Consider the following 21,691-nt stretch of genomic DNA (forward strand, 5'->3'; position numbering starts at 1 on the left):
TTGATTTGTCGTGATGGCCGGCCGATATTCGGATCTGCTCATCCAGAACATTCACATCGGACCGTCCCCGGGGCGATTTCTCGGGTTTTTTGCCGTCATCTTGTCGGCATCGGCTGTTCAAGCCGATGAAAAGCGCCAATAAAAACTACAGGTCTGCCAATGGCTGCTTACGAAATAATCATCGCCGATGATCACCCGCTGTTTCGCAGTGCGCTTCAGCAGGCTCTCACCATGGGGCTGGGGGAAAACGTGCGTCTGGTGGAGGCGGCCAGTATCGCCGAGCTGGAAGGCTTTCTGAATCAGGGGGCCGACTGGGATCTGGTACTGCTGGATCTGAACATGCCGGGTGCTTACGGCTTTTCCGGATTGGTTCTGCTGCGGGGGCAATACCCGCATCTGCCGGTCGTCATGATTTCGGCACAGGAAGATGCAGCGGTCGTGGCGCGCTCACGCGAGTTCGGGGCAAGCGGCTTCATTCCCAAGTCCAGCTCGCTGGAAACCATTCAGGAAGCGGTACGGGCCGTGCTGGACGGCGATGTATGGTGGCCGAGCAACATTCAGGACGTAGCCAACGTCAGCGACGAAGCCAAGGCTGCCAGCGCCGGGTTGGCCAGCCTGACGCCACAGCAGTTTCGCGTACTGACCATGGTCTGCGATGGCCTGCTGAACAAGCAGATCGCCTATGAGCTGAGTGTGTCCGAGGCGACCATCAAGGCGCATGTCACTGCCATCTTCCGCAAGCTCGGCGTGCGCACGCGTACCCAGGCGGCATTGCTGCTGCAGCAGATGGGCTCCATACCGACCAGTTGACGGTGGCAGGCATCAGGCTTGCCAGTCAGGCGATCGGGGGCAGCTGAATTTCGTCGCTGCGACGAACGCCCGAAGTCAGCGCCCGGCACTGCGCGATGAATTCGAGCATGGCGGCCGTCTGGTACTTGTGTGAATGCCAGATGAAATAGAACTGCCGGCGCAGGTCCAGCTCCGGCGTGGCGATCGGCACCAGGCTGCCGCGACGAAACGCATCGCGCAGCGCAAGCCTTGAAATGCAGCCGATCCCCAGTCCCGATTCAACGGCGCGCTTGATCGCCTCGGTGTGCTCGAGCTCCAGCCGCACATTCAGCTTGCCGGGTCGGTGGCGCACGGCCTGTTCGAACGTCATGCGGGTGCCTGAGCCCTGTTCACGCAGAATCCACGCCTCGGCGGACAGCTCCTCCAGATCTACGACGTCGCGCGTTGCCAGCGGATGCTGGGGCGCGCAGAACACCACCAGCTCGTCTTCGATCCACGGCTGGACCTCCAGGTCCGGATGCTGGCAATCGCCTTCGATCAAACCCAGATCAAGTTCATGCTGCGCAATCTGATGCACGATGTGCGCGGTGTTCTGAACGTGCAGTTTTACCCGGCATTCCGGGTGCCGCTGCATGAAACTGCCGATCAGCAGCGTGGCGAGGTAGTTGCCTATGGTCAGCGTCGCGCCAACCGCCAGCGAGCCGAATCCGCTCTTGCCGTTGAGCAGATCCTCGATGGCGCGGGCCTGATCGAGCAGGGCGACGGCTTGTGGCAGCAGTTGCTGTCCGAGTGCGTTCAGGCACAGGCGCTTGCCGGCTCGGTCGAACAGCTGACAGCCCGACTGGCGTTCGAACTCTGCCAGTGAGGTGCTGGTGGCCGACTGGGAAAGCGACAGGCTTTCCGCTGCGCGCGATACGCTTTCCTGGCGTGCAATGGCAGCGAATACCTCGATTTGGCGAAGCGTGAAATGCATATCTATATTACCGATAAGCCATATCTTTATTATCCAGTTAACGAATATATCAGCCGCCGCTACACTGGCGCCACGCAACTATGTCCGTCGCGACACCATGAGGAATTCGTAGCATGAGCAACCTGAACGTCGAGCGTGTTCTCAGTGTGCATCATTGGAACGACACGCTGTTCAGCTTCAAGACCACGCGCAATGCCGGGCTGCGCTTTGAGAACGGCCAGTTCGTGATGATCGGCCTCGAGGTCGAGGGACGGCCGCTGATGCGGGCGTACAGCATTGCCAGCCCGAATTACGAAGAGTATCTCGAGTTCTTCAGCATCAAGGTGCAGAACGGTCCTTTGACATCCCGCCTCCAGCACTTGAAGGAAGGCGATCAGATCATGATCAGCCGCAAGCCTACGGGAACGCTGGTGCTTGGCGATCTGCTGCCGGGCAAGCATCTCTACCTGCTCAGTACCGGCACCGGCCTGGCGCCGTTCATGAGTGTCATCCAGGACCCGGAAACCTACGAGCGTTTCGATAAGGTCGTGCTGGTTCACGGCGTGCGTTACGTCAACGAGGTGGCTTATCGTGAATTCATCACCGAGCATCTGCCGCAGAACGAATTCTTCGGCGAGGCGGTGAGAGAGAAACTGATCTACTACCCCACCGTGACTCGCGAGCCTTTCGAGAATCAGGGACGTCTGACCGACCTGATGCGAAGCGGCAAGTTGTTCAGCGATATCGGCCTGCCGCCGATCAATCCCGAAGATGACAGGGCGATGATCTGTGGAAGCCCCAGCATGCTGGATGAAACCAGCCAGGTGCTGGACGGTTTCGGGCTGAAGGTATCTGCACGGATGGGTGAACCGGGACACTACCTGATAGAGCGGGCCTTCGTCGAAAAATGAGCCCGGCCCGGTGGCTCGCCGAGTGCGAGCCACCAGGCGTCATACATAGGCCGCGCAACACTTCTTGAATTTCGCTCCGCTGCCACATGGGCATGGGTCATTGCGCCCCGCTTTCAGTGCAACTGTCGGGTCGATGAAGTACCAGCGCCCGCCGCATTGCACGAAGGCCGAACGCTCCTGATGCGCGTGTTCGCCAGCCTGATCGTGCCAGCGGGCAGTGAACGTCACCAGAGCATGCTCGGGTTGACCGCCCAGTACCGTGCTTTCTTGCACTTCCAAGCCTAGCCAGGTGCTGTCGAGACTCCAGCGGCGCATCGACTCCAGATCCAGCGCGGCCCTTTGCGCCGCGAGTGTCGTGGCTTGAAGGTATTCGATCAAACCCAGCACATAGGCGCTGTAGCGCGAGCGCATCAACAGTTCGGCGCTTGGCGCCGGGGTGCCGGCGTGATATCGGCCGCAACATTGCCCGAGGGGGTTGCCGCTGCCGCAAGGGCAGTTGGCGTCGAATGGTTGCTGCTCGCTCATTTCACCACCAGTATTTGCCGAACATTTCGGGATTCGCCCAGAACCTGGCGTTGAGCCAGTCCGGAACCTGCTTGTATTGGAGCAGGTCGTAGGTGAAGAGCGTCAAGGTCTGCCCGTCGCGCTCGAAGCGGGCGCTGACTTGCAGGGCCAGTGCGTAGAAGTCGGTCGTCTGCCAGTCGCACGCGTCGAGATCGACGAGCACGGCCATGCGGCTGGCGTTCAGATTGCGAACACTGCCTATGAGTTCCAGGCCGGCCCGCTTGGTCAGGTGCTCCAGGCAGTCGACGAACAGGGCCAGATCATAGCGCTGCATCGCCAGTTTTTCGGGTAGCGGCCCTGCCTCGGCGCGATCGAGTTGGCACTTCGAATGGCATTCGGCGTAGGCAGTCAGGGCCGGCTGGTCGCTGTGTCCGACATGCAGCAGCTGCAGGGGGGCATAGAGCTCGAGCATGGCTGCAAGCGCTTGCTGCGGTGTGTGGGTAGCGGGGGTGTCAGTCAATCGGAAATCCTCGTTGCAAAGGTAAAGACTAGCGCGGTGCCGTTTGTCGGCCTAGTCTGATAGGAGTCGGGGCCGTCCGAGGAATCGCGAGTGGCGGCTTGGGCTGAATGTTCATATTGGAGGTTTTGATCAATGAGTACTTTACGGACAGCAGTACCCGTTATTGTCATGACCACGTTCCTGGCGGGTTGCGCAGGCGTGCAGAAGCAGGACTGGCCGACATGTGCGGCCGTAGGTGGCGTGACCGGTGCTGCGCTTGGGGCCATCGAGAGCAGCTCCTATGCCGGTTGGGGTGCGCTGGTCGGTGGTGGCGTGGCGGCGGCTTATTGCTGGGCCAACGGCATGGAGGAGGAAACCGTCGCAGTCGTGGAAACGGTCGAGGCGATGCCCCAATCCGAGCCGGAACCAGAGCCCGAGGCGGCACCCGTGCGCGTCGAACTGGACGTCAAATTCGACTTTGACCGCGACGTGGTCAAGCAGAATAGCTACGGTGACATCCAGAACCTGGCTGATTTCATGAAGGAATACGGTCAGACCTCGACAGTGCTCGAAGGTCATACCGACTCGGTGGGTACCGATGCCTATAACCAGCGCCTTTCCGAGCGCCGCGCCAATGCGGTCCGTGAAGTGCTGGTCAATCAGTACGGCGTCGAAGGTAGCCGCGTGAACGCGGTTGGCTACGGCGAGTCCCGCCCGGTTGCCGACAACGATACCGAGGAAGGGCGGGCGATAAACCGCCGTGTAGAGGCCGAGGTCGAAGCTCAGCCCTGAGTCCGGCGAGGCTGTGAACTGCCAGCCGGGCCTTGTGCCCGGCTTTCCTGTCTGCAGGTTCAGAACAGTGGGCGGGCGCTGGCCAGCGCAATGACCAGCAGGCCCAATGCCAGATTGATGCCCACCAGCCGGCGAATCTGTCCGAGCACCGTACCACCGTCCGGCCACTGCCCGGCTGCGACGGCGCGTTTGAGAGCCGGCAACTGCAGCAACTGGATACGCAGGAACAGCGCCAGCATCACCAGATACAGACCCGCCATGATGTGAACGTAGCGCGGCGCGCTTTCCAACTGACCGAAACGCATTTGCCACATGCCGATGCCGCTCATCGGTAATACCAGCACCGCCACCCAGACCCAGACGAAAAAGCGACGGAATACATCGCTCCACAACTTCAGCCGTTCCGGTGGCTGAAGTATCGCCACGGCCGCAGGACGCAGGATCATCCAGGCGAAGAACATACCGCCGACCCAGACCGTTGCGGCGAGTACATGCAATGCATAGAGCAGGGCGAATGGCGTCATGGGCAAATCTCCGGTGGCGGTTGAGCGAACGCGCGCTATCATAGCCGCCCCATCGAAATACTGAAAATATATACAGCTCCGCGCCCATGCTCAGCACCGAACTCAAGTCCCAGATCCAGGGCGCCTATACCCGCTTTCTCGAAGCCAAGGGGCTCAAGGCCCGCTATGGCCAGCGCCTGATGATCGCCGAAGTGGCCAAGGTGCTCGGCACTATCAAGACCGACGATGAAGGGCGCCGCGAGAGCGAGCCTGCTGTGGTCGCGGTCGAGGCGGGTACCGGCACAGGCAAGACCGTCGCCTACAGCCTGGCCGCGATTCCTACCGCCAAGGCGGCAGGCAAGCGTCTGGTGATCGCCACCGCGACGGTGGCGCTGCAGGAGCAGATCGTACATAAGGACCTGCCGGACCTGATGCGCAACAGCGGGCTGAACTTCAGCTTCGCCCTGGCCAAGGGGCGCGGCCGCTACCTGTGCCTGTCCAAGCTCGACATGTTGCTGCAGGAAGGCCAGGCGCAGAGCGCCACCGCGCAACTGTTCGAGGAAGAGGGCTTTCGTATCGAGGTCGATGAGCGAAGCCAGAAGCTGTTTACCGGCATGATCGAAAAGCTGGCCGGCAATCGCTGGGACGGCGACCGCGACAGTTGGCCGGAGGAACTGGGAGACGCTGATTGGTCGCAGCTCACCACCGATCACAGCCAGTGCACTGGCCGGCATTGCCCCAACTTTCAGCAGTGCGCGTTCTATAAGGCGCGCGAAGGCATGACCAAGGTCGACGTGATCGTCACCAACCACGACATGGTCCTGGCTGACCTGGCCCTCGGTGGCGGCGCAGTGCTGCCCGATCCGCGTGACACTATCTACGTTTTCGACGAAGGCCATCACCTGCCGGACAAGGCCATTGGTCATTTCGCCCATTTCACCCGGCTGCGTTCCACTGCCGACTGGCTCGGGCAGGTGGAAAAGAACCTGACCAAGCTGCTCGCCCAGCATCCTCTGCCGGGCGAGCTGGGCAGGTTGGTCGAAGGCGTTCCCGAGCTGGCTCGTGATTTGCGTACGCAGCAGCAGTTCATGTTCAGCGCCTGTGAGCAACTGGCGGACTTCAAGGCCGGCGAAGACATGGAAGGCCGCGAACGGCCGCGTCATCGTTTCGTCGGCGGCGTGGTACCGGAGCATCTGGTCGAACTGGGCACCGAGCTGAAGAAAGGTTTCGCCAAGTTGACCGATCTGTTCAGTCGCATCGCCGAGCTGCTCAAGGAGGCGATGGACGGCGAGACCGGGGCCGGGGTCGCCAGCCATCAGGCCGAGGAGTGGTATCCGCTGTTCGGTAGCCTGCTGACTCGCTCGCAGGGAAATTGGGAGTTGTGGACCGCATTCACGGTCGAAGACCCGGAAGACAGCCCGCCAATGGCGCGTTGGCTGACCCTGGCCGAGGGTGGGGCGCTGTTCGATATCGAGGTCAACGCGAGTCCGATCCTTGCTGCGGAAACCCTGCGGCGCAACCTCTGGAATGTCGCCTTTGGCGCGCTGGTGACTTCTGCCACGCTGACGGCACTGAACAGCTTCGATCGCTACCGGATGCGTGCCGGTCTGCCCAGGGCGGCGGTCACTGCCGTGGTGCCGAGCCCTTTTCACCATGCCGATGCAGGCGTGCTCAGGGTTCCGGACCTGAAGGCCGATCCGCGCGATGCGGCGGCACACACGACAGCCATCGTCCGCGAGTTGCCGGCGTTGGTGGAGGGCGCGCGCGGGACGCTGGTGCTGTTTTCGTCGCGCCGGCAGATGCAGGATGTTTTCGACGGCCTGGAGCGTGACTGGCGCCGTCGGGTACTCATTCAGGGCAACCTGTCCAAGCAGGAGACCCTGAACAAGCACAAGGCGCGGGTTGACGATGGCGAGCCCAGCGTCCTCTTTGGGCTGGCCAGTTTCGCCGAGGGCGTCGATCTGCCCGGGGCATACTGCGAGCACGTGGTAATCGCCAAGATTCCATTCGCCGTGCCGGACGATCCGGTCGAGGCGGCGCTGGCGGAATGGATCGAGGCGCGTGGCGGAAATCCCTTCATGGAGATCGCGGTGCCGGATGCTTCTCTGCGACTGGTCCAGGCCTGTGGGCGGCTGCTGCGTACCGAAGCGGATCGAGGGACCATCACGCTGCTCGACCGGCGGGTGGTGACCCAGCGCTATGGCAAGGCAATCCTCAATGCGCTGCCACCGTTTCGCCGGGAGATCGGCTGACAGGCTGCAATAACTGGCTGCGATGAATATCCATCACCGCGGCGTCTGGCGGTTTCTTTTGCGTCGCTTCGATTGCAAGAATGGCGAGCATCGACTTCGAGAGGTGGCAGCGTGCAGGTTCAAGGGTATTTCGATCTTCGCTTCGAGGCCGTACGTGATGCGTTCGGCGCGCTGTTCGACGGCGGCCAGCAGCGCGGCGCCGCGCTTTGCGTGCAGGTCGGTGGTGAGACGGTCGTCGATCTCTGGGCGGGTGTAGCGGACAATCAGGCCGAGCAGGCATGGCACAGCGACACGCTGGTCAATCTGTTTTCCTGTACCAAGACGTTCACGGCCGTAGCGGCGCTGCAGATGGTCGAGCAGGGGATGCTGGAGCTGGACGAGCCAGTGGCGCGCATATGGCCGGAATTCGCCGCTAACGGCAAGGCGGCGATTACCTTGCGCCAGCTACTCAGTCATCGCGCTGGACTGCCCGCGATTCGTCAGCCGTTGCCTGCCGATGCTCTGTACGACTGGACGAGCATGACCGCTGCGCTCGCGGCCGAGCAGCCCTGGTGGACGCCTGGCACCGACCAGGGCTATGCCGCGATGACCTACGGCTGGCTGGTTGGCGAGCTGCTTCGCCGCCTCGATGACTGCGGGCCTGGCGAGTCGATCGTTCACCGCACGGCGGTGCCGCTCGGGCTGGATTTTCATGTCGGTCTGGATGATTCCGATGCCCATCGAGTCGCTTACCTCACCCGCACCAAGAACGACTTCGGTGACGCTGCCGCGCAACGTCTGTTCAAGGCGTTGATGAGCGCGCCGGATTCGGTAAGTGCCCGGGCTTTCAGTAATCCGCCATCCATCATGAGCAGCGGTAACAAACCCGAATGGCGTCGTATGGCGCAGCCGGCAGCCAATGGTCATGGCAATGCTCGCTCGTTGGCGGGTTTCTATACGGGGCTGTTGCAAGGCAAGCTGTTGGATGAGGCGCTGCTGAGCGAAATGACTCGCGAACAGAGCGCCGGCGAGGATCGGACCCTGCTGACGCGGACTCGCTTCGGATTAGGCTGCTGGCTCGATCAGCCCGACCTCGAAAACGCCACCTTCGGCATGGGCCCGCGGACATTCGGCCACCCGGGCGCGGGTGGCTGTATCGGCTTTGCCGACCCGGACCGCGAGCTGGCATTCGGGTTCGTGACCAATACACTTGGACCCTATGTGCTGATGGATCCGCGCGCCCAGGCATTGGCCCGCAGCGTAGCGGCATGCCTGGCTTGAACCACTCGTCACTTCCGGGCGCGCAGGCTTTTCAAAAGAAAGGCTTGCGTCCACAATTTCAACTCGAACTTCACTAGTGGCCTGCCCTGGTTGATTCAGTTGGTCAATTTCGGCGCCTGAGGTCCCGATACGGCGTTGCCGCTCCTCGCCATAGCCCCGCTATGAGTCGTTGCGGCACCTTGTATCCGGCCTCATGCATCCGAACTTGAGTCAACCAACCGCACTCCACTACTGGCCTCGCATCGTCTGTTCGCATCCTATCTGAACGCTTTTGGTTGACGGAACCTAGCTCATGAACCTGTTGAAGAGCGCCTCCCTTATTCTCTGCCTGATCGTGGCTGCCGGCTGCAGCTCGAAGAGTGAAAAGCCGATCGAGACTGCCCCCCCGGTTGCGCCGAAGATCGATTCGGCCTGGCTCGATGAGTACGAGCCGCGATTGCGCGAAGCGCTTGCAGAGACTCGATTCGAGGTCGAGCGCCGCGATAGCGTGCTGGTGGTGACGGCGCCGGTCGACTCCTCGTTCAATCCGGATCGTCCCGGGATGCTGTTACCGGTCACCCTCGGGCCAATCACGCGCGTGGCGAAGCTGGTCGAAACGGACGGCAAGACGGCCGTGGTGGTACTGGGTCATGCCGACAGCACCGGTTCCGACGACATCAATCGCAGCATCAGTCGTGAGCGTGCCGGTGCGGTGGCAGCGATCTTCCGCCTGAGTGGACTCAAGCATGACCGCCTGCGTATTCGCGGCCTGGGTTCCGACATGCCGCGCGCTGCCAACGACAGCAAGGAAGGCCGGGCGCTGAATCGTCGCGTGGAGATGGTGCTGGCGCCGCAGACCACGATGCTGGCGCTCATCGCTCAGTACGAAAGGCCTGCGCAACCTGCCACCCAGGTTGCGCAGGCCGGAGTTGCGAAATAGCAGTCTCTCCGGTCGGCGTACAGAATAGGCCCGCATGCGGGCCTGTTTTCGTTTGTCAGGGTTGCCTTGAATCAAGCGCGTTGAGTTTGAGCGCGGATAAGCTGGCGAGCGCAGGCTGCCATGCTGGTCGTCCGGCTGCGAGCCGCCTGATACGCTGCAGCCTGCCAATTCGATGACAAGGAGCCACGCAATGATTCAGACCCTGGCGGATATGCGCCGCGACTACACCCGTGACGGCCTCAGCGAGGCCAATGCTCCCGCCGAGCCCTTTGGTCTGTTCCGGCAATGGTTCGACGAGGCGGTGAAAACCGAGCAGGCGCCTGTAGAGCCCAACGCCATGTCTCTGGCTACCGTGGATGCCGAAGGTCGGCCGCATTGCCGAATCCTCCTGCTCAAGGCGCTGGACGAGCGTGGCTTCACCTTCTTCACCAACTACGACAGCGCCAAGGGGCAGCAGCTGCAACGGACGCCTCATGCCGCCATGACGTTCTTCTGGCCCACGCTCGAGCGCCAGGTACGTATCGAAGGTCGGGTGGAGAAGGTGACGACAGACGAGTCGGATGCGTATTTCCAGGTGCGCCCACTGGGTAGCCGGCTCGGCGCCTGGGCGTCACCACAGAGTCAGGTGATCCGTGATCGTGCCCAGTTGGAGCGCTTGCTGGCCGAGACCGAGCAACGCTTTCTCGATACGGCACCGCACTGCCCGCCGCACTGGGGTGGCTATCGCCTGCTGCCCGAGCGAATCGAGTTCTGGCAAGGGCGCGCGAGCCGGTTGCATGATCGGCTCGACTACCGCCTTGTCGCCAACAGCTGGCAGCGCGAACGCCTGGCACCTTGAGTCCCGTTGTTGTGTGCGCTTGGCCTGGCCGGATTATCGGTCAGGCGTCTGGATAGCGCTGTGCCTGCTGCTCCAGCCAGCTTTGCAGATCCCGCCGTCTGATGTTCTGGGCTTTCGCCTCGGCGAGTCGCTGAAGCATCCAATTGCGCTTGTCGGGGTTGCTTCCCGCAATTGATAGCGCGAGGTCACGGTCTGCCCAGCGGCGAAAGCGTACGATCAACCAGCCATGAAACGCCAGGCCGGCCACGGTAGTGATGGCTATGATGAAGTAATCCATGGGTGGTCTCGCTGGAAGGAACCCGTAAGCCAGGTTCGACTCGCATATGTATGCTTCGAAGGTGGTAAATGCTGAGTCACGACGATGAAGATGCCAAGTGCTTTTTCGTCGTCACCACCCGTTGCCTTTCGCCGGAACGAACAGCTGTCTGCAGGAGAAACTCAATGCACAAGTCCATTTTCGTTGCTTCCTTCACTGCCCTGGCGCTGGCCTTGGGGGGATGTGCGTCCAGCCTGACTGGCGATACCTATTCTCGTGACGAGGCGCGCGCCGTCCAGACCGTGCGCTACGGCACCATCGAATCGCTGCGGCCTGTAAAGATCGAAGGCACCAAGACGCCGATCGGCTCTGGCGCCGGGGCGATAGTCGGTGGGGTCGCCGGTAGCGGCGTCGGTGGCGGTCGCGGCAGCGCCGTCGCTGCGGTCATTGGTGCCGTCGCCGGCGGCATGCTCGGGGCGGCGGCCGAGGAGGGCGTCACCCGTACCCAGGGTGTCGAGATCACTGTGCGCGAAGACGACGGGAATGTTCGTGCCTACGTTCAGGCCGTCGAGCCCAACCAGGTATTTCGCGTTGGTCAACGCGTTCGCATCATGACAGTCAGCGGTACCAGTCGCGTGGCGCCCTGACGCTGCGGCCATCGTAGCGGGCTGACGCAAGGGCGCTGCCGTCCGTTTCCGAAAGGAGCGGAGGCAGCGCCTTTCGTTTTTCGTAATACATGAAATCATGACGCCGGCATCATCCGTATGGATAATCGAGCGCATATTTGTGTGCTGCATCAGGCAGTTGCTCGCCTTTCAAGGATAAGAATGCCTCCGAATCGGCGGCTTAAGGGGTCTCGTTCATGGCGCTTGCGCTGATCATCGCTTTGCCATTTCTGGGCATCGGTCTGCCTCTGTTGCTGGAGCGCTTCGGTCGCTCCGCCTGTGCCTTCGGCGCAGGCATCGCGCCTCTGACAGCGCTGGTCTTGCTGCTTTCCAGGCGTGCCGATGTCTTTGCCGGGCAAACGGAGATCGTCCATTACAGCTGGTTGCCAGAGCTCGGCCTGAACCTCAGCCTGCGCCTTGACGGTCTGGGTTTCCTGTTCGCGCTGCTGATTCTCGGCATCGGGCTGCTGGTTATCCTCTATGCGCGCTACTACCTGTCGAAGAAGGACCCCATGGGGCGCTTCTACGGGTTTTTCCTGCTTTTCATGGGCGCCATGCTCGGCGTCGTGCTATCCGAGAACCTGCTGCTGATGCTGATGTTCTGGGAGCTGACCAGCCTGTCGTCGTTCCTGCTGATCGGTTACTGGAGTCACCGGGCCGATGCCCGCCAGGGTGCGCGCATGGCCCTGGCGGTCACCGGCGGTGGCGGCCTGGCGCTGCTCGCCGGAATCCTGCTGATCGGCCATATTGTCGGTAGCTTCGAGTTGACCACGGTCTTGGCCTCGGGCGACCTGATTCGCGGTCACTGGCTGTATCCGCTGACCTTGATTCTGGTGCTGCTGGGCGTATTCACCAAGTCGGCGCAGTTTCCTTTCCATTTCTGGCTGCCGCAGGCCATGGCTGCGCCTACTCCGGTATCCGCTTTCCTGCATTCGGCCACCATGGTGAAGGCCGGCGTCTTTTTGCTCGCCCGGCTCTATCCGGCGCTGGCGGAATCGGAATGGTGGTTCTATCTGGTCAGCATTACCGGGCTGGCCACATTGCTGATAGGCGCCGTGATGGCTCTCTTTCAGCACGACCTCAAGGGGCTGCTGGCCTACTCGACCATCAGTCATCTGGGGCTGATCACCTTGCTCTTTGGCCTCGATTCGCGCCTGGCAGCGGTGGCGGCGATCTTCCACATCATCAACCACGCGACGTTCAAGGCCTCGCTGTTCATGGCTGCCGGGATCATCGACCACGAAACCGGGACCCGCGATATGCGGCGTATCAACGGTATGTGGAAGTACATGCCGCACACCGCCGCGCTGGCCATGGTGGCGTCACTGGCCATGGCGGGCGTGCCGCTGCTCAACGGCTTCCTGAGTAAGGAGATGTTTTTCGCCGAGACGCTCGATCAGCACCTGCTTGGCAGTTTCTATTGGACCATCCCGGCGGGAGCGACGCTCGCCAGCGCCTTTTCGGTGGCCTATTCGTTGCGCTTCGTGCATGACGTGTTCTTCAATGGCGAGCCCATCGATCTACCGAAATACCCGCCCCACGAGCCTGCGCGCTACATGAAGATTCCGGTGGAGATCCTGGTGCTGCTCTGTCTGCTGGTTGGCATGCTGCCGGCGTTCACGGTCGGTCCGCTGCTGGCCGCTGCGGTTTCGGGAACGCTCAATGGCAATGTGCCGGAGTACAGCCTGTCGGTCTGGCATGGTTTCAATCTGCCTCTGGCCATGAGCATTGCAGCGCTGATTGGGGGCATCCTCATCTACTCGCTGCGCAAATGGGCGTTCCGCTGGTACGAGGGCTTGCCCTCGGTCAATTCGCTCGAAGTGTTCGAGCGTGTGATGGCCGGACTGACGCTTGGCGCTCGTCATCTCACTTGCTTGCTGGATAACGGCTCGCTGCAGCGCTATATCGCCCTCATGCTGGCCAGTACGCTGGTGCTGGTGGTATTCGCCCTGACTCCTCTGGCCGCGTTGCACGGACCGGTTGCGCTGACCCCGCTCGACGGTATCACCGTACTTGGCATGGCCATCCTGGCGCTCACCTCGCTGCTCACCGTACTGTTCCATCGGCGGCGTCTGGTGGCGCTGATGGTGCTCAGCGTCGTCGGTCTCATGGTGGCGCTGGCCTTTGCCCGCTATTCGGCTCCGGACCTCGCGTTGACCCAGTTGTCGGTCGAGGTCGTGACCATCATTCTGCTGATTCTCGCGCTGTTCTTCATGCCAGACCGCACGCCCGCCGAGTCGAGCAGCTTGCGTGCCTTCCGCGACTTCGTGCTGGCCAGCGCTTGCGGCACCATGATTGCGCTGCTCGCCTACGCGGTGCTTACGCGGCCCTACGACAGCATCGCCTCGTTTTTCCTGGAAAACAGCGTGTCCGGCGGGGGTGGTACCAACGTGGTCAACGTGATCCTGGTCGACTTCCGCGGGTTCGATACGCTGGGTGAGATCGCCGTGCTGGCGATCGCCGGCGTCGGCATCTTCGGCTTGCTCAACGGTCTGCGCCTGCCCCATCCGATTCGCGATTACGGCGGCCGGCTCTGGTCCGAGGACAAGCATCCCATGGTGCTGGATACCCTGGCTCGGGCATTGCTGCCGATGGCGCTGTTGATCTCGGCTTTCATCTTCCTGCGCGGGCACAATCTGCCGGGCGGCGGATTCATCGCTGGCCTGATTACTGCCGTGGCGCTGATTCTGCAGTACATCTCCCACGGCGTCAGCTGGGCTCAGGCACGGCAGCCGATCAGTTATCACACGCTTTGCGGGGCGGGTCTGATCATTGCCGGTCTGACCGGGCTCGGTAGCCTGGTCTTCGGTCATTCGTTCCTTACTTCGGCGTTCGGCCATTTCCATTTGCCAGTGATCGGTGAGTTCGAACTGGCTACTGCGATGCTGTTCGACCTGGGGGTTTATCTAGTGGTAGTGGGTGCGACGTTGCTGATCCTTTCCAATATCGGCCAGGTAAGCCAGAGCGACTCGAACAGGGAGGTGCTGTAATGGAGGCATTGTTCGCAATCACGCTAGGGATCATGACCGCAAGTGGCGTGTATCTGCTTCTGCGCGCACGTATCTTTCCGGTGGTGATGGGGCTCACGCTGATCTCCTACGCGGTCAACCTGTTCATCTTTTCCATGGGGCGGCTGGCCACGGGAGTGCCCGCGGTGATCGGGAAGAGCGCCGAGTATGGGGATCCCCTGCCTCAGGCGCTGGTTCTCACTGCCATCGTCATCGGCTTCGCTATGACCGCCTTCGTGGTGGTCCTGGCCCTGCGCAGTATCGGTGAGCTGCGTACCGACCACGTGGACGGCCAGGAGCCGAGCAAATGAATCATGCGTTGATCCTGCCGCTGCTGGTGCCGCTGTTCACGGGGGCGCTGTTGCTCTCAGTCCGTTCCATGGGGCGGACGATGAGGCGCAGTCTGTCGCTGCTCGCGACCTGGTCGCTTGTGCCGCTCGCTATCTGGCTGCTGGTGCTGGCTGATGACGGACAGTTGCGCATCTACGCGCTAGGTGGCTGGGAACCTCCATTCGGCATTGTGCTGATGCTGGACCGACTGAGCGCGCTCATGCTGCTGGTGACCGCGGTGCTTGCCGGTTTTGCCGCACTGTATGCATGTCGCGGGGACGACGAGCGAGGGCCGAACTTCCACGCGCTCTATCAGTTCCAGTTGCTGGGAATAAACGGTGCGTTCCTGACTGGCGATCTGTTCAATCTGTTCGTTTTCTTCGAAATACTGCTGATCTCTTCGTATGCCCTGTTGCTGCACGGGCACGGCCAGCGCCGGGTGCGTTCCGGCATGCACTATGTGGTGCTCAATCTGCTCGGTTCTTCGTTGTTTCTGATTGGCGTGAGCATGCTCTACGGACTGCTCGGCACGCTGAACATGGCGGACATGGCGGTGCGTGTGAGTGGCGCCGACCCTGCGGACGCGCCCTTGCTGGCAGCGGCGGGCTATCTGCTGCTGGTGGTGTTCGCGCTGAAGGGGGCGATCCTGCCGCTGTATTTCTGGTTGCCGCGAGCCTATGCGTCAGCGACCGCTCCGGTCGCCGCGCTTTTCGCGATCATGACCAAGGTCGGGCTTTACGCCATCATCCGGGTGTTCACGCTCATCTTTGGCAGCGAGGCGGGTGAGCTGAACCACATGGTGGATGCCTGGCTCTGGCCGCTGGCCTTGCTGACGCTTGGCGCAGCCGTCGTTGGCGCGCTCGCTGCGAGCAATCTGCAGGTGCTGCTTGCCTATCTGGTGGTCGTGTCGGTGGGAACGCTGCTCGCCGGGGTAGCCCTGGGGAGCGAGGAGGGCCTCGCCGCCGCCCTGTATTACCTGGTGCATAGCACGCTGATTGCCGGCGCGCTGTTTCTGCTTGCCGATCTCATTGCCCGGCAGCGCGGTGAGCCGGGTACCGATCTGATTCCGGCACCCGCCCTGCGGCAGCCCCTGCTGCTCGGTACGCTGTTTTTTATCGGCGCGATTTCGGTCGCGGGTCTGCCGCCGTTCTCCGGTTTTCTCGGCAAGGTGATGTTGCTTCGAGCCATTGAGCCAGGCGCAGAGGCAATAGCGCTGTGGTCGGTCGTTCTGGTCGGAGGGCTGGGTATGTTGATTGCATTGAGTCGCGCCGGCAGCCTGGTGTTCTGGCGGGCAAGCGCAGAAGCGCAGGCAGGGGCGGCGGATCCGGTGCGTTTGCTGGCAACCGTGGGATTGCTGTTCGGTAGCCTGGCACTGGTCGCCGCTGCCGGCCCTCTGCAGGCCTTCATGCAGGCCACGGCTGCGCAGTTGCTGGACGTGCGGCCTTACCTGCAGATCGTCCAGGGAGGTGCGGCATGAGGGCTCGCTGGTTACCGAATCCTGCTCTAACCCTGTTGCTGGCGCTGCTCTGGCTGCTGCTCAACAATACCTTGAGTTTCGGCCATTTGCTGCTGGGGTTGTTTCTCGGCTGGGCGATACCCCTCCTGGCAGGAGGCTTTCTCATCGAAGTGCCGCGCGTGCGCAGGCCGATCAAGCTCTGCCTGTTCGCCCTGAAAGTGCTTTACGACATCGTCGTGGCCAATGTGCACGTTGCCAGGCTGGTGCTTGGACCAAGGGGCGATTTGCGACCGGCGTTCATCGAAATTCCCATGGCCATCGATAACGAATTTGCCCTGGCCACGCTGACGAGCATCATCTCGCTGACGCCTGGAACGGTTTCTGCCTGCCTGAGTCCGGATCGCAAGATGCTCATGGTGCATGCACTGGACGCGCCGGATATCGATGCGCTGATCGCCGAGGTCAAGCGCAACTATGAAGCACCGTTGCTGGAGATCTTCGAATGCTCGCCTATGTGATTCCGTTCTGCATGGCCGTGCTCGGCCTGGCAGCTGTGCTGAATGTCATTCGCCTGGTTCAGGGGCCGGATATGCCCGATCGGGTGCTCTCGCTCGATACGCTGTACATCAACGCGCTCGCGCTCATCGTCCTGTTCGGTATCTGGCTGGCTTCGGACCTGTTCTTCGAAGCTGCGCTGCTGATTGCCGTGATGGGATTCGTCAGTACCGTGGCAGTCGGCAAGCATCTGCTGCACGGCGACATCATTGATTGAGGAGGCGACATGCCATTCTGGATTGAAGTGCTGGTAAGCGTATTCCTCATCATCGGCAGCCTGTTCGCCCTGATCGGCGCCATCGGGCTGTACCGGCTGCCGGACTTCTACACACGTCTGCACGGGCCGACCAAGGCGACCACGCTCGGGGTCGGCGGCATCGTCATCGCCTCGATGATCTTCTTCAGTAGTCAGAATGACGGCCTGAGCCTGCACGAACTGCTGATCACGCTGTTTCTCTTCCTGACCGCGCCAGTCAGCGCGCACATGCTGGCCAAGGCTGCCATGCAGCAGAAGCTGCCGGCCGTCGAACAGACACGCGGCAAGCCCTGGGAGTGATGTGCCGCCCCCTGCCGCCAGCGGCAGGGGGCGCGTGGCCGTGGCCAGCCCTCAGATGACGATGCTGCTCGGGGATGGCTGCTGTTCGTTCTCCTGTTGCAGTTCCTTGACGAGTGCCTGTTGCAGGCGCAGACAGAACTGCGGGTCGGACAGTGGCTGATTGTCCGCATCGGTCACGAAGAACACGTCTTCCACGCGCTCGCCGAGTGTGGCGATCTTCGCGTTCTGCACCGACAGGTCGAAATCGAGGAACAGTTGGCCCACCCGCGCCAGCAGGCCGGGGCGATCCGGCGCGATGATCTCCAGAATGGTCTGGGGACGCTGGGTGTCGTTGTGGATCGTGACCTGCGGCGGAAAGGCGAAGTGCTTGAGCTGTCGCGGAACGCGCCGCTGGATGATCGTCAGGTAGTCATCCGGGTTGCGCAGGGCGGTAATCAGTCCGTTGCGAATCTCTTCGATCCGCTCGGGGTTGTTGCCGATCGGGCTGCCGTCGGCGTCCAGCACGATGTAGGTGTCCAGGGTGAACTGGCTGCTGGAGGTCAGAATGCGTGCGTCATGGATGTTCAGGTTGAGCTGGTCCATGGCGGCCACGGTCACGGCGAAGAAGTCGTGCTGGTCCGGCGCGTAGATGAATATCTGGGTGCCGCCTTCGAACTCGCGCTGAGTGGTTTCCTTGATCAGCACCAGTGGCCCGCCATCCTGCGGGTGTTCGATGATGGCATCGGTGTGCCAGGCAACGTCCGTGGCGGTGTGGCGCAGGAAGTAGTCGTCGCCCAGCTGTGCCCAGAGCTGCTCGGCGTCGTCCGGATCGGTGCCGTGGCGAACCAGATCGTCGAGCGCGGCGCGTTGGGTCTGGCGAATCTGTTCCTCGCGTCCCAGCGGATTTTCCAGGCCGCGCTTGAGGGCACGCTTGGTTTCCGTATAGAGCTGGCGTAGCAGGCTGGCGCGCCAGGAGTTCCATAGCGTGGGATTGGTGGCGTTGATGTCGGCCACGGTGAGGACGTAGAGATAGTCCAGGTGCGTCTCGTCACCCACCAACTGGGCGAAATCGTTGATCACCTGCGGATCCGACAAATCCTTGCGCTGGGCCGTGGTGGACATGACCAGATGGTTTTCCACCAGCCAGACCACCAGCCGGGTGTCCCAGGCCGGCAGCTTGTGACGGCTGCAGAACTGCTCGGCATCCACCGCACCCAGTTCGGAATGGTCACCGCCACGCCCCTTGGCGATGTCGTGGTAGAGCCCGGCGATATAGATCAGTTCCGGCTTGGGCAGGCGCTCGACCAGCTTGCTGGCCAGCGGGTATTTCTCGGCCACGCCCGGCTTGGTCAGCTTGCGCAGGTACTTGATGACATTGAGTGTGTGCGCATCGACGGTGTAGATATGGAACAGGTCGTGCTGCATCTGACCGACGATGTGGCCGAACTCCGGCAGGTAGCGGCCAAGAATACCGTAACGGTTCATGCGCCGCAGATTACGATGGATGCCTTCCTTGCATTTGAACAGTTCGATGAACAGGCTGGTATTGCGCAGGTCCTGGCGGAACGCGTCATCGATCAGGTAGCGGTGGTCGCGCAACAGGCGAATGGTATCGGAGCGTACGCCCTGGATGTCCGGATGCTGCGCGAGCAGCACGAAGGTTTCCAGAATGGAAAATGGGGTGCGCTTGAAGATCGTCGGGTTGGCGACCTCCAGATAGCCGTCGCGTACCTGGAATCGACTATTGAGCGGGACAATCGGGCCTGATTCGCCTTCCCAGAGGATCACCTCGGCGAAGTGCTGGCCAACCAGGTCGCCAAGTTCGGCGATGCTCATCACCACGCGGTAGTACTTCTGCATGAAGCGCTCGATGGCCAGCTTGGCGTCGCTGTCCTCATAGCCAAGCAGGGCGGCAAGGCTTCGCTGGTGGTCGAAGAGCAGACGGTCTTCGGCGCGTCCGGCGAGCATGTGCAGGCCGTAGCGGACTTTCCAGAGGAACTCCTGCGCGGCGGTCATCAGGCTGTGTTCGCCTTCGGTGAGGAAGCCCTGGTCGACCATGGCCTGCAGATTCAGCGTGCCGAACTCGCGTCGAGCGATCCAGAGAATGGTCTGGATATCGCGCAGGCCGCCAGGCGAGCCCTTCACGTTGGGCTCCAGGTTGTACTCGGTATTGTTGTACTTGGCGTGACGCGCGCGCTGCTCGTTACGCTTGGCCAGGAAGAATTCCTTGCTCGGCCACATCCGTTGCGGGCTGGTGACCTGGAGCATGGCCTGACGCAGGCGTTCGGGGCCTGCGATCGTGCGACTTTCCATCAGGTTGGTGATGACGGTCAGGTCGGCACGTGCTTCCTCGGCGCATTCGGCAACGGAGCGTACGGCCTGTCCGACTTCCAGCCCGATATCCCATAGCAGGGTGAGGAAGCCTTCGATGGCGTCGCGGAAAATCTCCTGATCGTTGTCATCGAGCAGAATCAGCAGGTCGATGTCGGAATAGGGGTGCAGCTCGCCCCTGCCGTAGCCGCCAACGGCGACCAGTGCGATGTCGGCGTCTTTATTCCAGTCGAAACGGTTCCATGCCGAGCACAGTATCTGGTCCACGAACCAGGCTCGATCCTGAATCAGGCGGCGGATGTCGCGGCCGGCCTTGAATCGTTCATCCAGAACCTGGCGGGCCTGGCGTATCGCCTTCTTGTATGCGGCGATGGGGCTGGCCTTGAGTGCCAGCTCCGCCTGAAACTGGCTGCGATCAAACAGCTCCGGATCGACCTGGGGCATGCGAACGTCCTCCCGTGGGGGCTGCGACTGGGGAATCAGGCGGAGGTGCGGGCGATGCTGTCGTCGCTGCGCAAGGTGAATATCTCGTAGCCGTCGGCGGTGACCAGAATGGTGTGCTCCCACTGGGCCGACAGCTTGCGGTCCTTGGTGATTGCCGTCCAGCCATCGCCGAGCAGGCGCGTTTCAGCGCGGCCCTGGTTGATCATCGGCTCGATGGTGAACGTCATGCCTTCCTTGAGTTCCAGGCCGGTGCCGGCTCGGCCGTAGTGCAGTACCTGCGGCTCCTCGTGGAAGACCTTGCCGATCCCGTGGCCGCAGTACTCGCGCACCACCGAGAAGCCATTCTTCTCCGCATGCTTCTGGATCACCTCGCCGATATCACCGAGACGAGCGCCGGGTCGAACCAGTTCGATGCCTTTATATAGGCATTCCTGGGTGATCTGGCAGAGTCGCTCGGCCCACTCCGGTACCTTGCCGACCATGAACATCTTGCTGGTATCGCCGTGGTAGCCGTCCTTGATGACGGTGATGTCGATGTTGACGATATCCCCGTCCTTCAGCGGCTTGTCATTCGGAATGCCGTGGCAGACGACATGGTTGACCGAGGTGCAGATCGACTTGGGGAAGCCCTTGTAGTTGAGCGGAGCCGGGATAGCCTGCTGCACATTGACGATATGGTCGTGACAGAGGCGGTCGAGCTCCTCGGTGGTGACGCCCGGCTTGACGTGCTCGCCGATCATCTCGAGTACTTCGGCGGCCAGGCGTCCGGCGATGCGCATCTTCTCGATATCTTCGGGCGTCTTGATGGTGACAGTCATGCAAACCTCTTTGGATGCGCCCGCAGGCGAAGGCGAGTATCTAATAAATCGGCGATGATAAACCAAAGCGCCTGCGGACTGCAGGCCGGCACTCGCTCGAACCGTCGGGCGTGCAGTCGTTGCTGCTCGAAGCAGTAGCCTCGCGGCAGGCTTTGTGCTATAAAACGCGCCGCTCGACGGGGAGACCCCGTTGCGCTTAACCCCACACACGTGTCGACACGGTATCCTGGGTGCTCGCAAGAGTTGGATATCGGGACGCGTGGAGGCCTAACCCGACTTATTCGAGGACTGATCATGTCTCAAGTCACTATGCGCGATATGCTGAAGGCCGGTGTGCACTTCGGCCACCAGACCCGTTACTGGAACCCGAAAATGGACAAGTACATTTTCGGCGCGCGCAACAAGATCCATATCATCAACCTGGAAAAAACCCTGCCGATGTTCAACGACGCGCTGCGTTTCGTTGAAAAACTGGCTGCAGGCAAGAACAAGATCCTGTTTGTTGGCACCAAGCGTTCCGCTGGCAAGATCGTTCGCGAAGAAGCTGCTCGTTGCGGCTCCCCGTATGTCGATCACCGCTGGTTGGGCGGCATGCTGACCAACTACAAGACCATCCGCGCTTCCATCAAGCGCCTGCGTGAGCTGGAAGTCCAGTCTCAGGACGGTACCTTCGAGAAGCTGACCAAGAAAGAAGCCCTGATGCGCACCCGTGACCTCGAGAAGCTCGAGCGCAGCCTGGGTGGTATCAAGGACATGGGCGGTCTGCCGGACGCCATGTTCGTCATCGACGTCGATCATGAGCGTATCGCCATCTCCGAAGCCAACAAGCTGGGCATTCCGGTGATCGGCGTTGTCGATACCAACAGCAGCCCGGAAGGTGTCGACTACATCATCCCAGGTAACGACGACGCCATCCGTGCCGTGCAGCTGTACCTCGGTTCCATGGCCGATGCCGTGATGCGCGGTCGTCAGAACGGTGCCGGTGGCGCTGACGAGTTCGTCGAGGAAGTTGCTTCCGAAGCGGCTCAGGGCTGAGTGCGGCGCACTGCAGCGTGACACCCGATGAACAAAAAG

22 protein-coding genes are annotated in these 21,691 nt (G+C 61.7%); 15 read left to right on the forward strand and 7 right to left on the reverse strand.

Going from position 1 to position 21,691, the window contains the following annotated elements; all coding sequences use genetic code 11:
- Nucleotides 1-159: 159 nt before the first annotated feature.
- Nucleotides 160-810, forward strand: a complete 651-nt coding sequence (gene erdR / locus B597_RS44615) for a response regulator transcription factor ErdR (RefSeq protein ID WP_024162520.1) — start codon at nucleotides 160-162, stop codon at nucleotides 808-810.
- A gap of 25 nt (nucleotides 811-835) precedes the next feature.
- On the opposite strand, the gene B597_RS44620 is transcribed toward erdR, so the two are convergent.
- The gene (locus tag B597_RS44620) at nucleotides 836-1,762 is read right to left on the reverse strand and encodes a LysR family transcriptional regulator (RefSeq protein WP_003294980.1); all 927 of its coding nucleotides are present in this window, start codon (nucleotides 1,760-1,762) and stop codon (nucleotides 836-838) included.
- A 113-nt stretch (nucleotides 1,763-1,875) separates the two neighbouring features.
- On the opposite strand from B597_RS44620, the gene fpr reads away from it, so the two are divergent.
- Nucleotides 1,876-2,652: a ferredoxin-NADP reductase gene (gene fpr / locus B597_RS44625; RefSeq protein WP_003294981.1), complete on the forward strand. Its 777-nt coding sequence runs from the start codon at nucleotides 1,876-1,878 to the stop codon at nucleotides 2,650-2,652.
- 39 nt (nucleotides 2,653-2,691) lie between these two features.
- Here fpr and B597_RS44630 read toward each other — a convergent pair whose 3' ends face one another.
- Both B597_RS44630 and B597_RS44635 read right to left on the reverse strand, forming a co-directional pair.
- Nucleotides 2,692-3,177 carry a YchJ family protein gene (locus B597_RS44630; RefSeq protein ID WP_003294983.1) on the reverse strand — a complete coding sequence of 162 codons (486 nt, stop codon included), beginning with the start codon at nucleotides 3,175-3,177 and terminating at the stop codon, nucleotides 2,692-2,694.
- Between the two features lies 1 nt (nucleotide 3,178).
- Entirely contained in the window at nucleotides 3,179-3,676 is a 498-nt protein-coding gene (locus B597_RS44635) for a DUF6231 family protein (protein ID WP_003294984.1), read from the reverse strand.
- 168 nt (nucleotides 3,677-3,844) lie between these two features.
- On the opposite strand from B597_RS44635, the gene B597_RS47875 reads away from it, so the two are divergent.
- The gene (locus B597_RS47875; RefSeq protein WP_003294985.1) at nucleotides 3,845-4,447 is read left to right on the forward strand and encodes an OmpA family protein; all 603 of its coding nucleotides are present in this window, start codon (nucleotides 3,845-3,847) and stop codon (nucleotides 4,445-4,447) included.
- A gap of 59 nt (nucleotides 4,448-4,506) precedes the next feature.
- Here the strand turns inward: B597_RS47875 and B597_RS44645 are convergent, their stop codons facing one another.
- Nucleotides 4,507-4,971: a CopD family protein gene (locus B597_RS44645; RefSeq protein ID WP_003294986.1), complete on the reverse strand. Its 465-nt coding sequence runs from the start codon at nucleotides 4,969-4,971 to the stop codon at nucleotides 4,507-4,509.
- A gap of 86 nt (nucleotides 4,972-5,057) precedes the next feature.
- Here B597_RS44645 and dinG point away from each other — a divergent pair, with 86 nt between their 5' ends.
- The 4 genes from dinG (at nucleotide 5,058) to pdxH (ending at nucleotide 10,219) form a co-directional block, all read left to right on the forward strand.
- Entirely contained in the window at nucleotides 5,058-7,202 is a 2,145-nt protein-coding gene (gene dinG, locus B597_RS44650; protein WP_003294988.1) for an ATP-dependent DNA helicase DinG, read from the forward strand.
- Between the two features lie 111 nt (nucleotides 7,203-7,313).
- On the forward strand, nucleotides 7,314-8,462 hold the full coding sequence (locus B597_RS44655) for a serine hydrolase domain-containing protein (protein ID WP_003294989.1): 1,149 nt from the start codon (nucleotides 7,314-7,316) through the stop codon (nucleotides 8,460-8,462).
- Nucleotides 8,463-8,754: 292 nt separating this feature from the next.
- The gene (locus tag B597_RS44660) at nucleotides 8,755-9,381 is read left to right on the forward strand and encodes an OmpA family protein (protein WP_024162522.1); all 627 of its coding nucleotides are present in this window, start codon (nucleotides 8,755-8,757) and stop codon (nucleotides 9,379-9,381) included.
- A 190-nt stretch (nucleotides 9,382-9,571) separates the two neighbouring features.
- Complete coding sequence (pdxH, locus tag B597_RS44665; protein WP_003294990.1) at nucleotides 9,572-10,219, forward strand: pyridoxamine 5'-phosphate oxidase; 648 nt, start codon at nucleotides 9,572-9,574, stop codon at nucleotides 10,217-10,219.
- A gap of 40 nt (nucleotides 10,220-10,259) precedes the next feature.
- On the opposite strand, the gene B597_RS44670 is transcribed toward pdxH, so the two are convergent.
- Nucleotides 10,260-10,496 (reverse strand): hypothetical protein, encoded by a 237-nt coding sequence (locus B597_RS44670; protein ID WP_003294991.1) that lies wholly within the window; start codon nucleotides 10,494-10,496, stop codon nucleotides 10,260-10,262.
- Nucleotides 10,497-10,660: 164 nt separating this feature from the next.
- Here B597_RS44670 and B597_RS44675 point away from each other — a divergent pair, with 164 nt between their 5' ends.
- From B597_RS44675 to B597_RS44705, 7 genes are all read left to right on the forward strand, one after another.
- Entirely contained in the window at nucleotides 10,661-11,122 is a 462-nt protein-coding gene (locus tag B597_RS44675; RefSeq protein WP_003294992.1) for an outer membrane lipoprotein, read from the forward strand.
- A 215-nt stretch (nucleotides 11,123-11,337) separates the two neighbouring features.
- Nucleotides 11,338-14,130: a monovalent cation/H+ antiporter subunit A gene (locus B597_RS44680; protein ID WP_003294994.1), complete on the forward strand. Its 2,793-nt coding sequence runs from the start codon at nucleotides 11,338-11,340 to the stop codon at nucleotides 14,128-14,130.
- Complete coding sequence (locus B597_RS44685) at nucleotides 14,130-14,459, forward strand: Na+/H+ antiporter subunit C (RefSeq protein WP_003294995.1); 330 nt, start codon at nucleotides 14,130-14,132, stop codon at nucleotides 14,457-14,459. The genes B597_RS44680 and B597_RS44685 overlap by 1 nt, the downstream gene beginning before the upstream one ends.
- Nucleotides 14,456-15,955, forward strand: coding sequence for a monovalent cation/H+ antiporter subunit D (locus tag B597_RS44690; protein WP_003294996.1), 1,500 nt, complete (start codon nucleotides 14,456-14,458; stop codon nucleotides 15,953-15,955). Before B597_RS44685 ends, B597_RS44690 begins: the two co-directional genes overlap by 4 nt.
- Nucleotides 15,952-16,452: a Na+/H+ antiporter subunit E gene (locus B597_RS44695; RefSeq protein WP_003294998.1), complete on the forward strand. Its 501-nt coding sequence runs from the start codon at nucleotides 15,952-15,954 to the stop codon at nucleotides 16,450-16,452. The genes B597_RS44690 and B597_RS44695 overlap by 4 nt, the downstream gene beginning before the upstream one ends.
- Nucleotides 16,437-16,706: a K+/H+ antiporter subunit F gene (locus tag B597_RS44700; RefSeq protein ID WP_003294999.1), complete on the forward strand. Its 270-nt coding sequence runs from the start codon at nucleotides 16,437-16,439 to the stop codon at nucleotides 16,704-16,706. Before B597_RS44695 ends, B597_RS44700 begins: the two co-directional genes overlap by 16 nt.
- Nucleotides 16,707-16,715: 9 nt before the next feature.
- Nucleotides 16,716-17,045 (forward strand): Na+/H+ antiporter subunit G, encoded by a 330-nt coding sequence (locus tag B597_RS44705; RefSeq protein ID WP_003295001.1) that lies wholly within the window; start codon nucleotides 16,716-16,718, stop codon nucleotides 17,043-17,045.
- Between the two features lie 51 nt (nucleotides 17,046-17,096).
- Here the strand turns inward: B597_RS44705 and B597_RS44710 are convergent, their stop codons facing one another.
- Together B597_RS44710 and map are read right to left on the reverse strand one after the other, a co-directional pair.
- Nucleotides 17,097-19,799 (reverse strand): [protein-PII] uridylyltransferase, encoded by a 2,703-nt coding sequence (locus B597_RS44710; protein ID WP_003295003.1) that lies wholly within the window; start codon nucleotides 19,797-19,799, stop codon nucleotides 17,097-17,099.
- 35 nt (nucleotides 19,800-19,834) lie between these two features.
- Nucleotides 19,835-20,617, reverse strand: coding sequence for a type I methionyl aminopeptidase (gene map / locus B597_RS44715; RefSeq protein ID WP_003295004.1), 783 nt, complete (start codon nucleotides 20,615-20,617; stop codon nucleotides 19,835-19,837).
- Nucleotides 20,618-20,911: 294 nt separating this feature from the next.
- On the opposite strand from map, the gene rpsB reads away from it, so the two are divergent.
- Nucleotides 20,912-21,652, forward strand: coding sequence for a 30S ribosomal protein S2 (rpsB, locus tag B597_RS44720; protein WP_003295006.1), 741 nt, complete (start codon nucleotides 20,912-20,914; stop codon nucleotides 21,650-21,652).
- Nucleotides 21,653-21,691: the final 39 nt, after the last annotated feature.

Origin of the sequence: Stutzerimonas stutzeri KOS6 (assembly GCF_000307775.2) — a bacterium.
GTDB classification, from domain to species: domain Bacteria; phylum Pseudomonadota; class Gammaproteobacteria; order Pseudomonadales; family Pseudomonadaceae; genus Stutzerimonas; species Stutzerimonas stutzeri_B.

What these genes read in the sequence shown, in the direction of transcription:
- map (WP_003295004.1), bottom strand. Translation starts at nt 20,617, where the DNA reads ATGACTGTCACCATCAAGACGCCCGAAGATATCGAGAAGATGCGCATC.
- B597_RS44710 (WP_003295003.1), bottom strand. Translation starts at nt 19,799, where the DNA reads ATGCCCCAGGTCGATCCGGAGCTGTTTGATCGCAGCCAGTTTCAGGCG.
- rpsB (WP_003295006.1), top strand. Translation starts at nt 20,912, where the DNA reads ATGTCTCAAGTCACTATGCGCGATATGCTGAAGGCCGGTGTGCACTTC.
- B597_RS44705 (WP_003295001.1), top strand. Translation starts at nt 16,716, where the DNA reads ATGCCATTCTGGATTGAAGTGCTGGTAAGCGTATTCCTCATCATCGGC.
- B597_RS44630 (WP_003294983.1), bottom strand. Translation starts at nt 3,177, where the DNA reads ATGAGCGAGCAGCAACCATTCGACGCCAACTGCCCTTGCGGCAGCGGC.
- B597_RS47875 (WP_003294985.1), top strand. Translation starts at nt 3,845, where the DNA reads ATGACCACGTTCCTGGCGGGTTGCGCAGGCGTGCAGAAGCAGGACTGG.
- pdxH (WP_003294990.1), top strand. Translation starts at nt 9,572, where the DNA reads ATGATTCAGACCCTGGCGGATATGCGCCGCGACTACACCCGTGACGGC.
- B597_RS44680 (WP_003294994.1), top strand. Translation starts at nt 11,338, where the DNA reads ATGGCGCTTGCGCTGATCATCGCTTTGCCATTTCTGGGCATCGGTCTG.
- dinG (WP_003294988.1), top strand. Translation starts at nt 5,058, where the DNA reads ATGCTCAGCACCGAACTCAAGTCCCAGATCCAGGGCGCCTATACCCGC.
- B597_RS44690 (WP_003294996.1), top strand. Translation starts at nt 14,456, where the DNA reads ATGAATCATGCGTTGATCCTGCCGCTGCTGGTGCCGCTGTTCACGGGG.
- B597_RS44645 (WP_003294986.1), bottom strand. Translation starts at nt 4,971, where the DNA reads ATGACGCCATTCGCCCTGCTCTATGCATTGCATGTACTCGCCGCAACG.
- B597_RS44660 (WP_024162522.1), top strand. Translation starts at nt 8,755, where the DNA reads ATGAACCTGTTGAAGAGCGCCTCCCTTATTCTCTGCCTGATCGTGGCT.
- B597_RS44685 (WP_003294995.1), top strand. Translation starts at nt 14,130, where the DNA reads ATGGAGGCATTGTTCGCAATCACGCTAGGGATCATGACCGCAAGTGGC.
- B597_RS44675 (WP_003294992.1), top strand. Translation starts at nt 10,661, where the DNA reads ATGCACAAGTCCATTTTCGTTGCTTCCTTCACTGCCCTGGCGCTGGCC.
- erdR (WP_024162520.1), top strand. Translation starts at nt 160, where the DNA reads ATGGCTGCTTACGAAATAATCATCGCCGATGATCACCCGCTGTTTCGC.
- B597_RS44695 (WP_003294998.1), top strand. Translation starts at nt 15,952, where the DNA reads ATGAGGGCTCGCTGGTTACCGAATCCTGCTCTAACCCTGTTGCTGGCG.
- B597_RS44620 (WP_003294980.1), bottom strand. Translation starts at nt 1,762, where the DNA reads ATGCATTTCACGCTTCGCCAAATCGAGGTATTCGCTGCCATTGCACGC.
- B597_RS44670 (WP_003294991.1), bottom strand. Translation starts at nt 10,496, where the DNA reads ATGGATTACTTCATCATAGCCATCACTACCGTGGCCGGCCTGGCGTTT.
- B597_RS44700 (WP_003294999.1), top strand. Translation starts at nt 16,437, where the DNA reads ATGCTCGCCTATGTGATTCCGTTCTGCATGGCCGTGCTCGGCCTGGCA.
- fpr (WP_003294981.1), top strand. Translation starts at nt 1,876, where the DNA reads ATGAGCAACCTGAACGTCGAGCGTGTTCTCAGTGTGCATCATTGGAAC.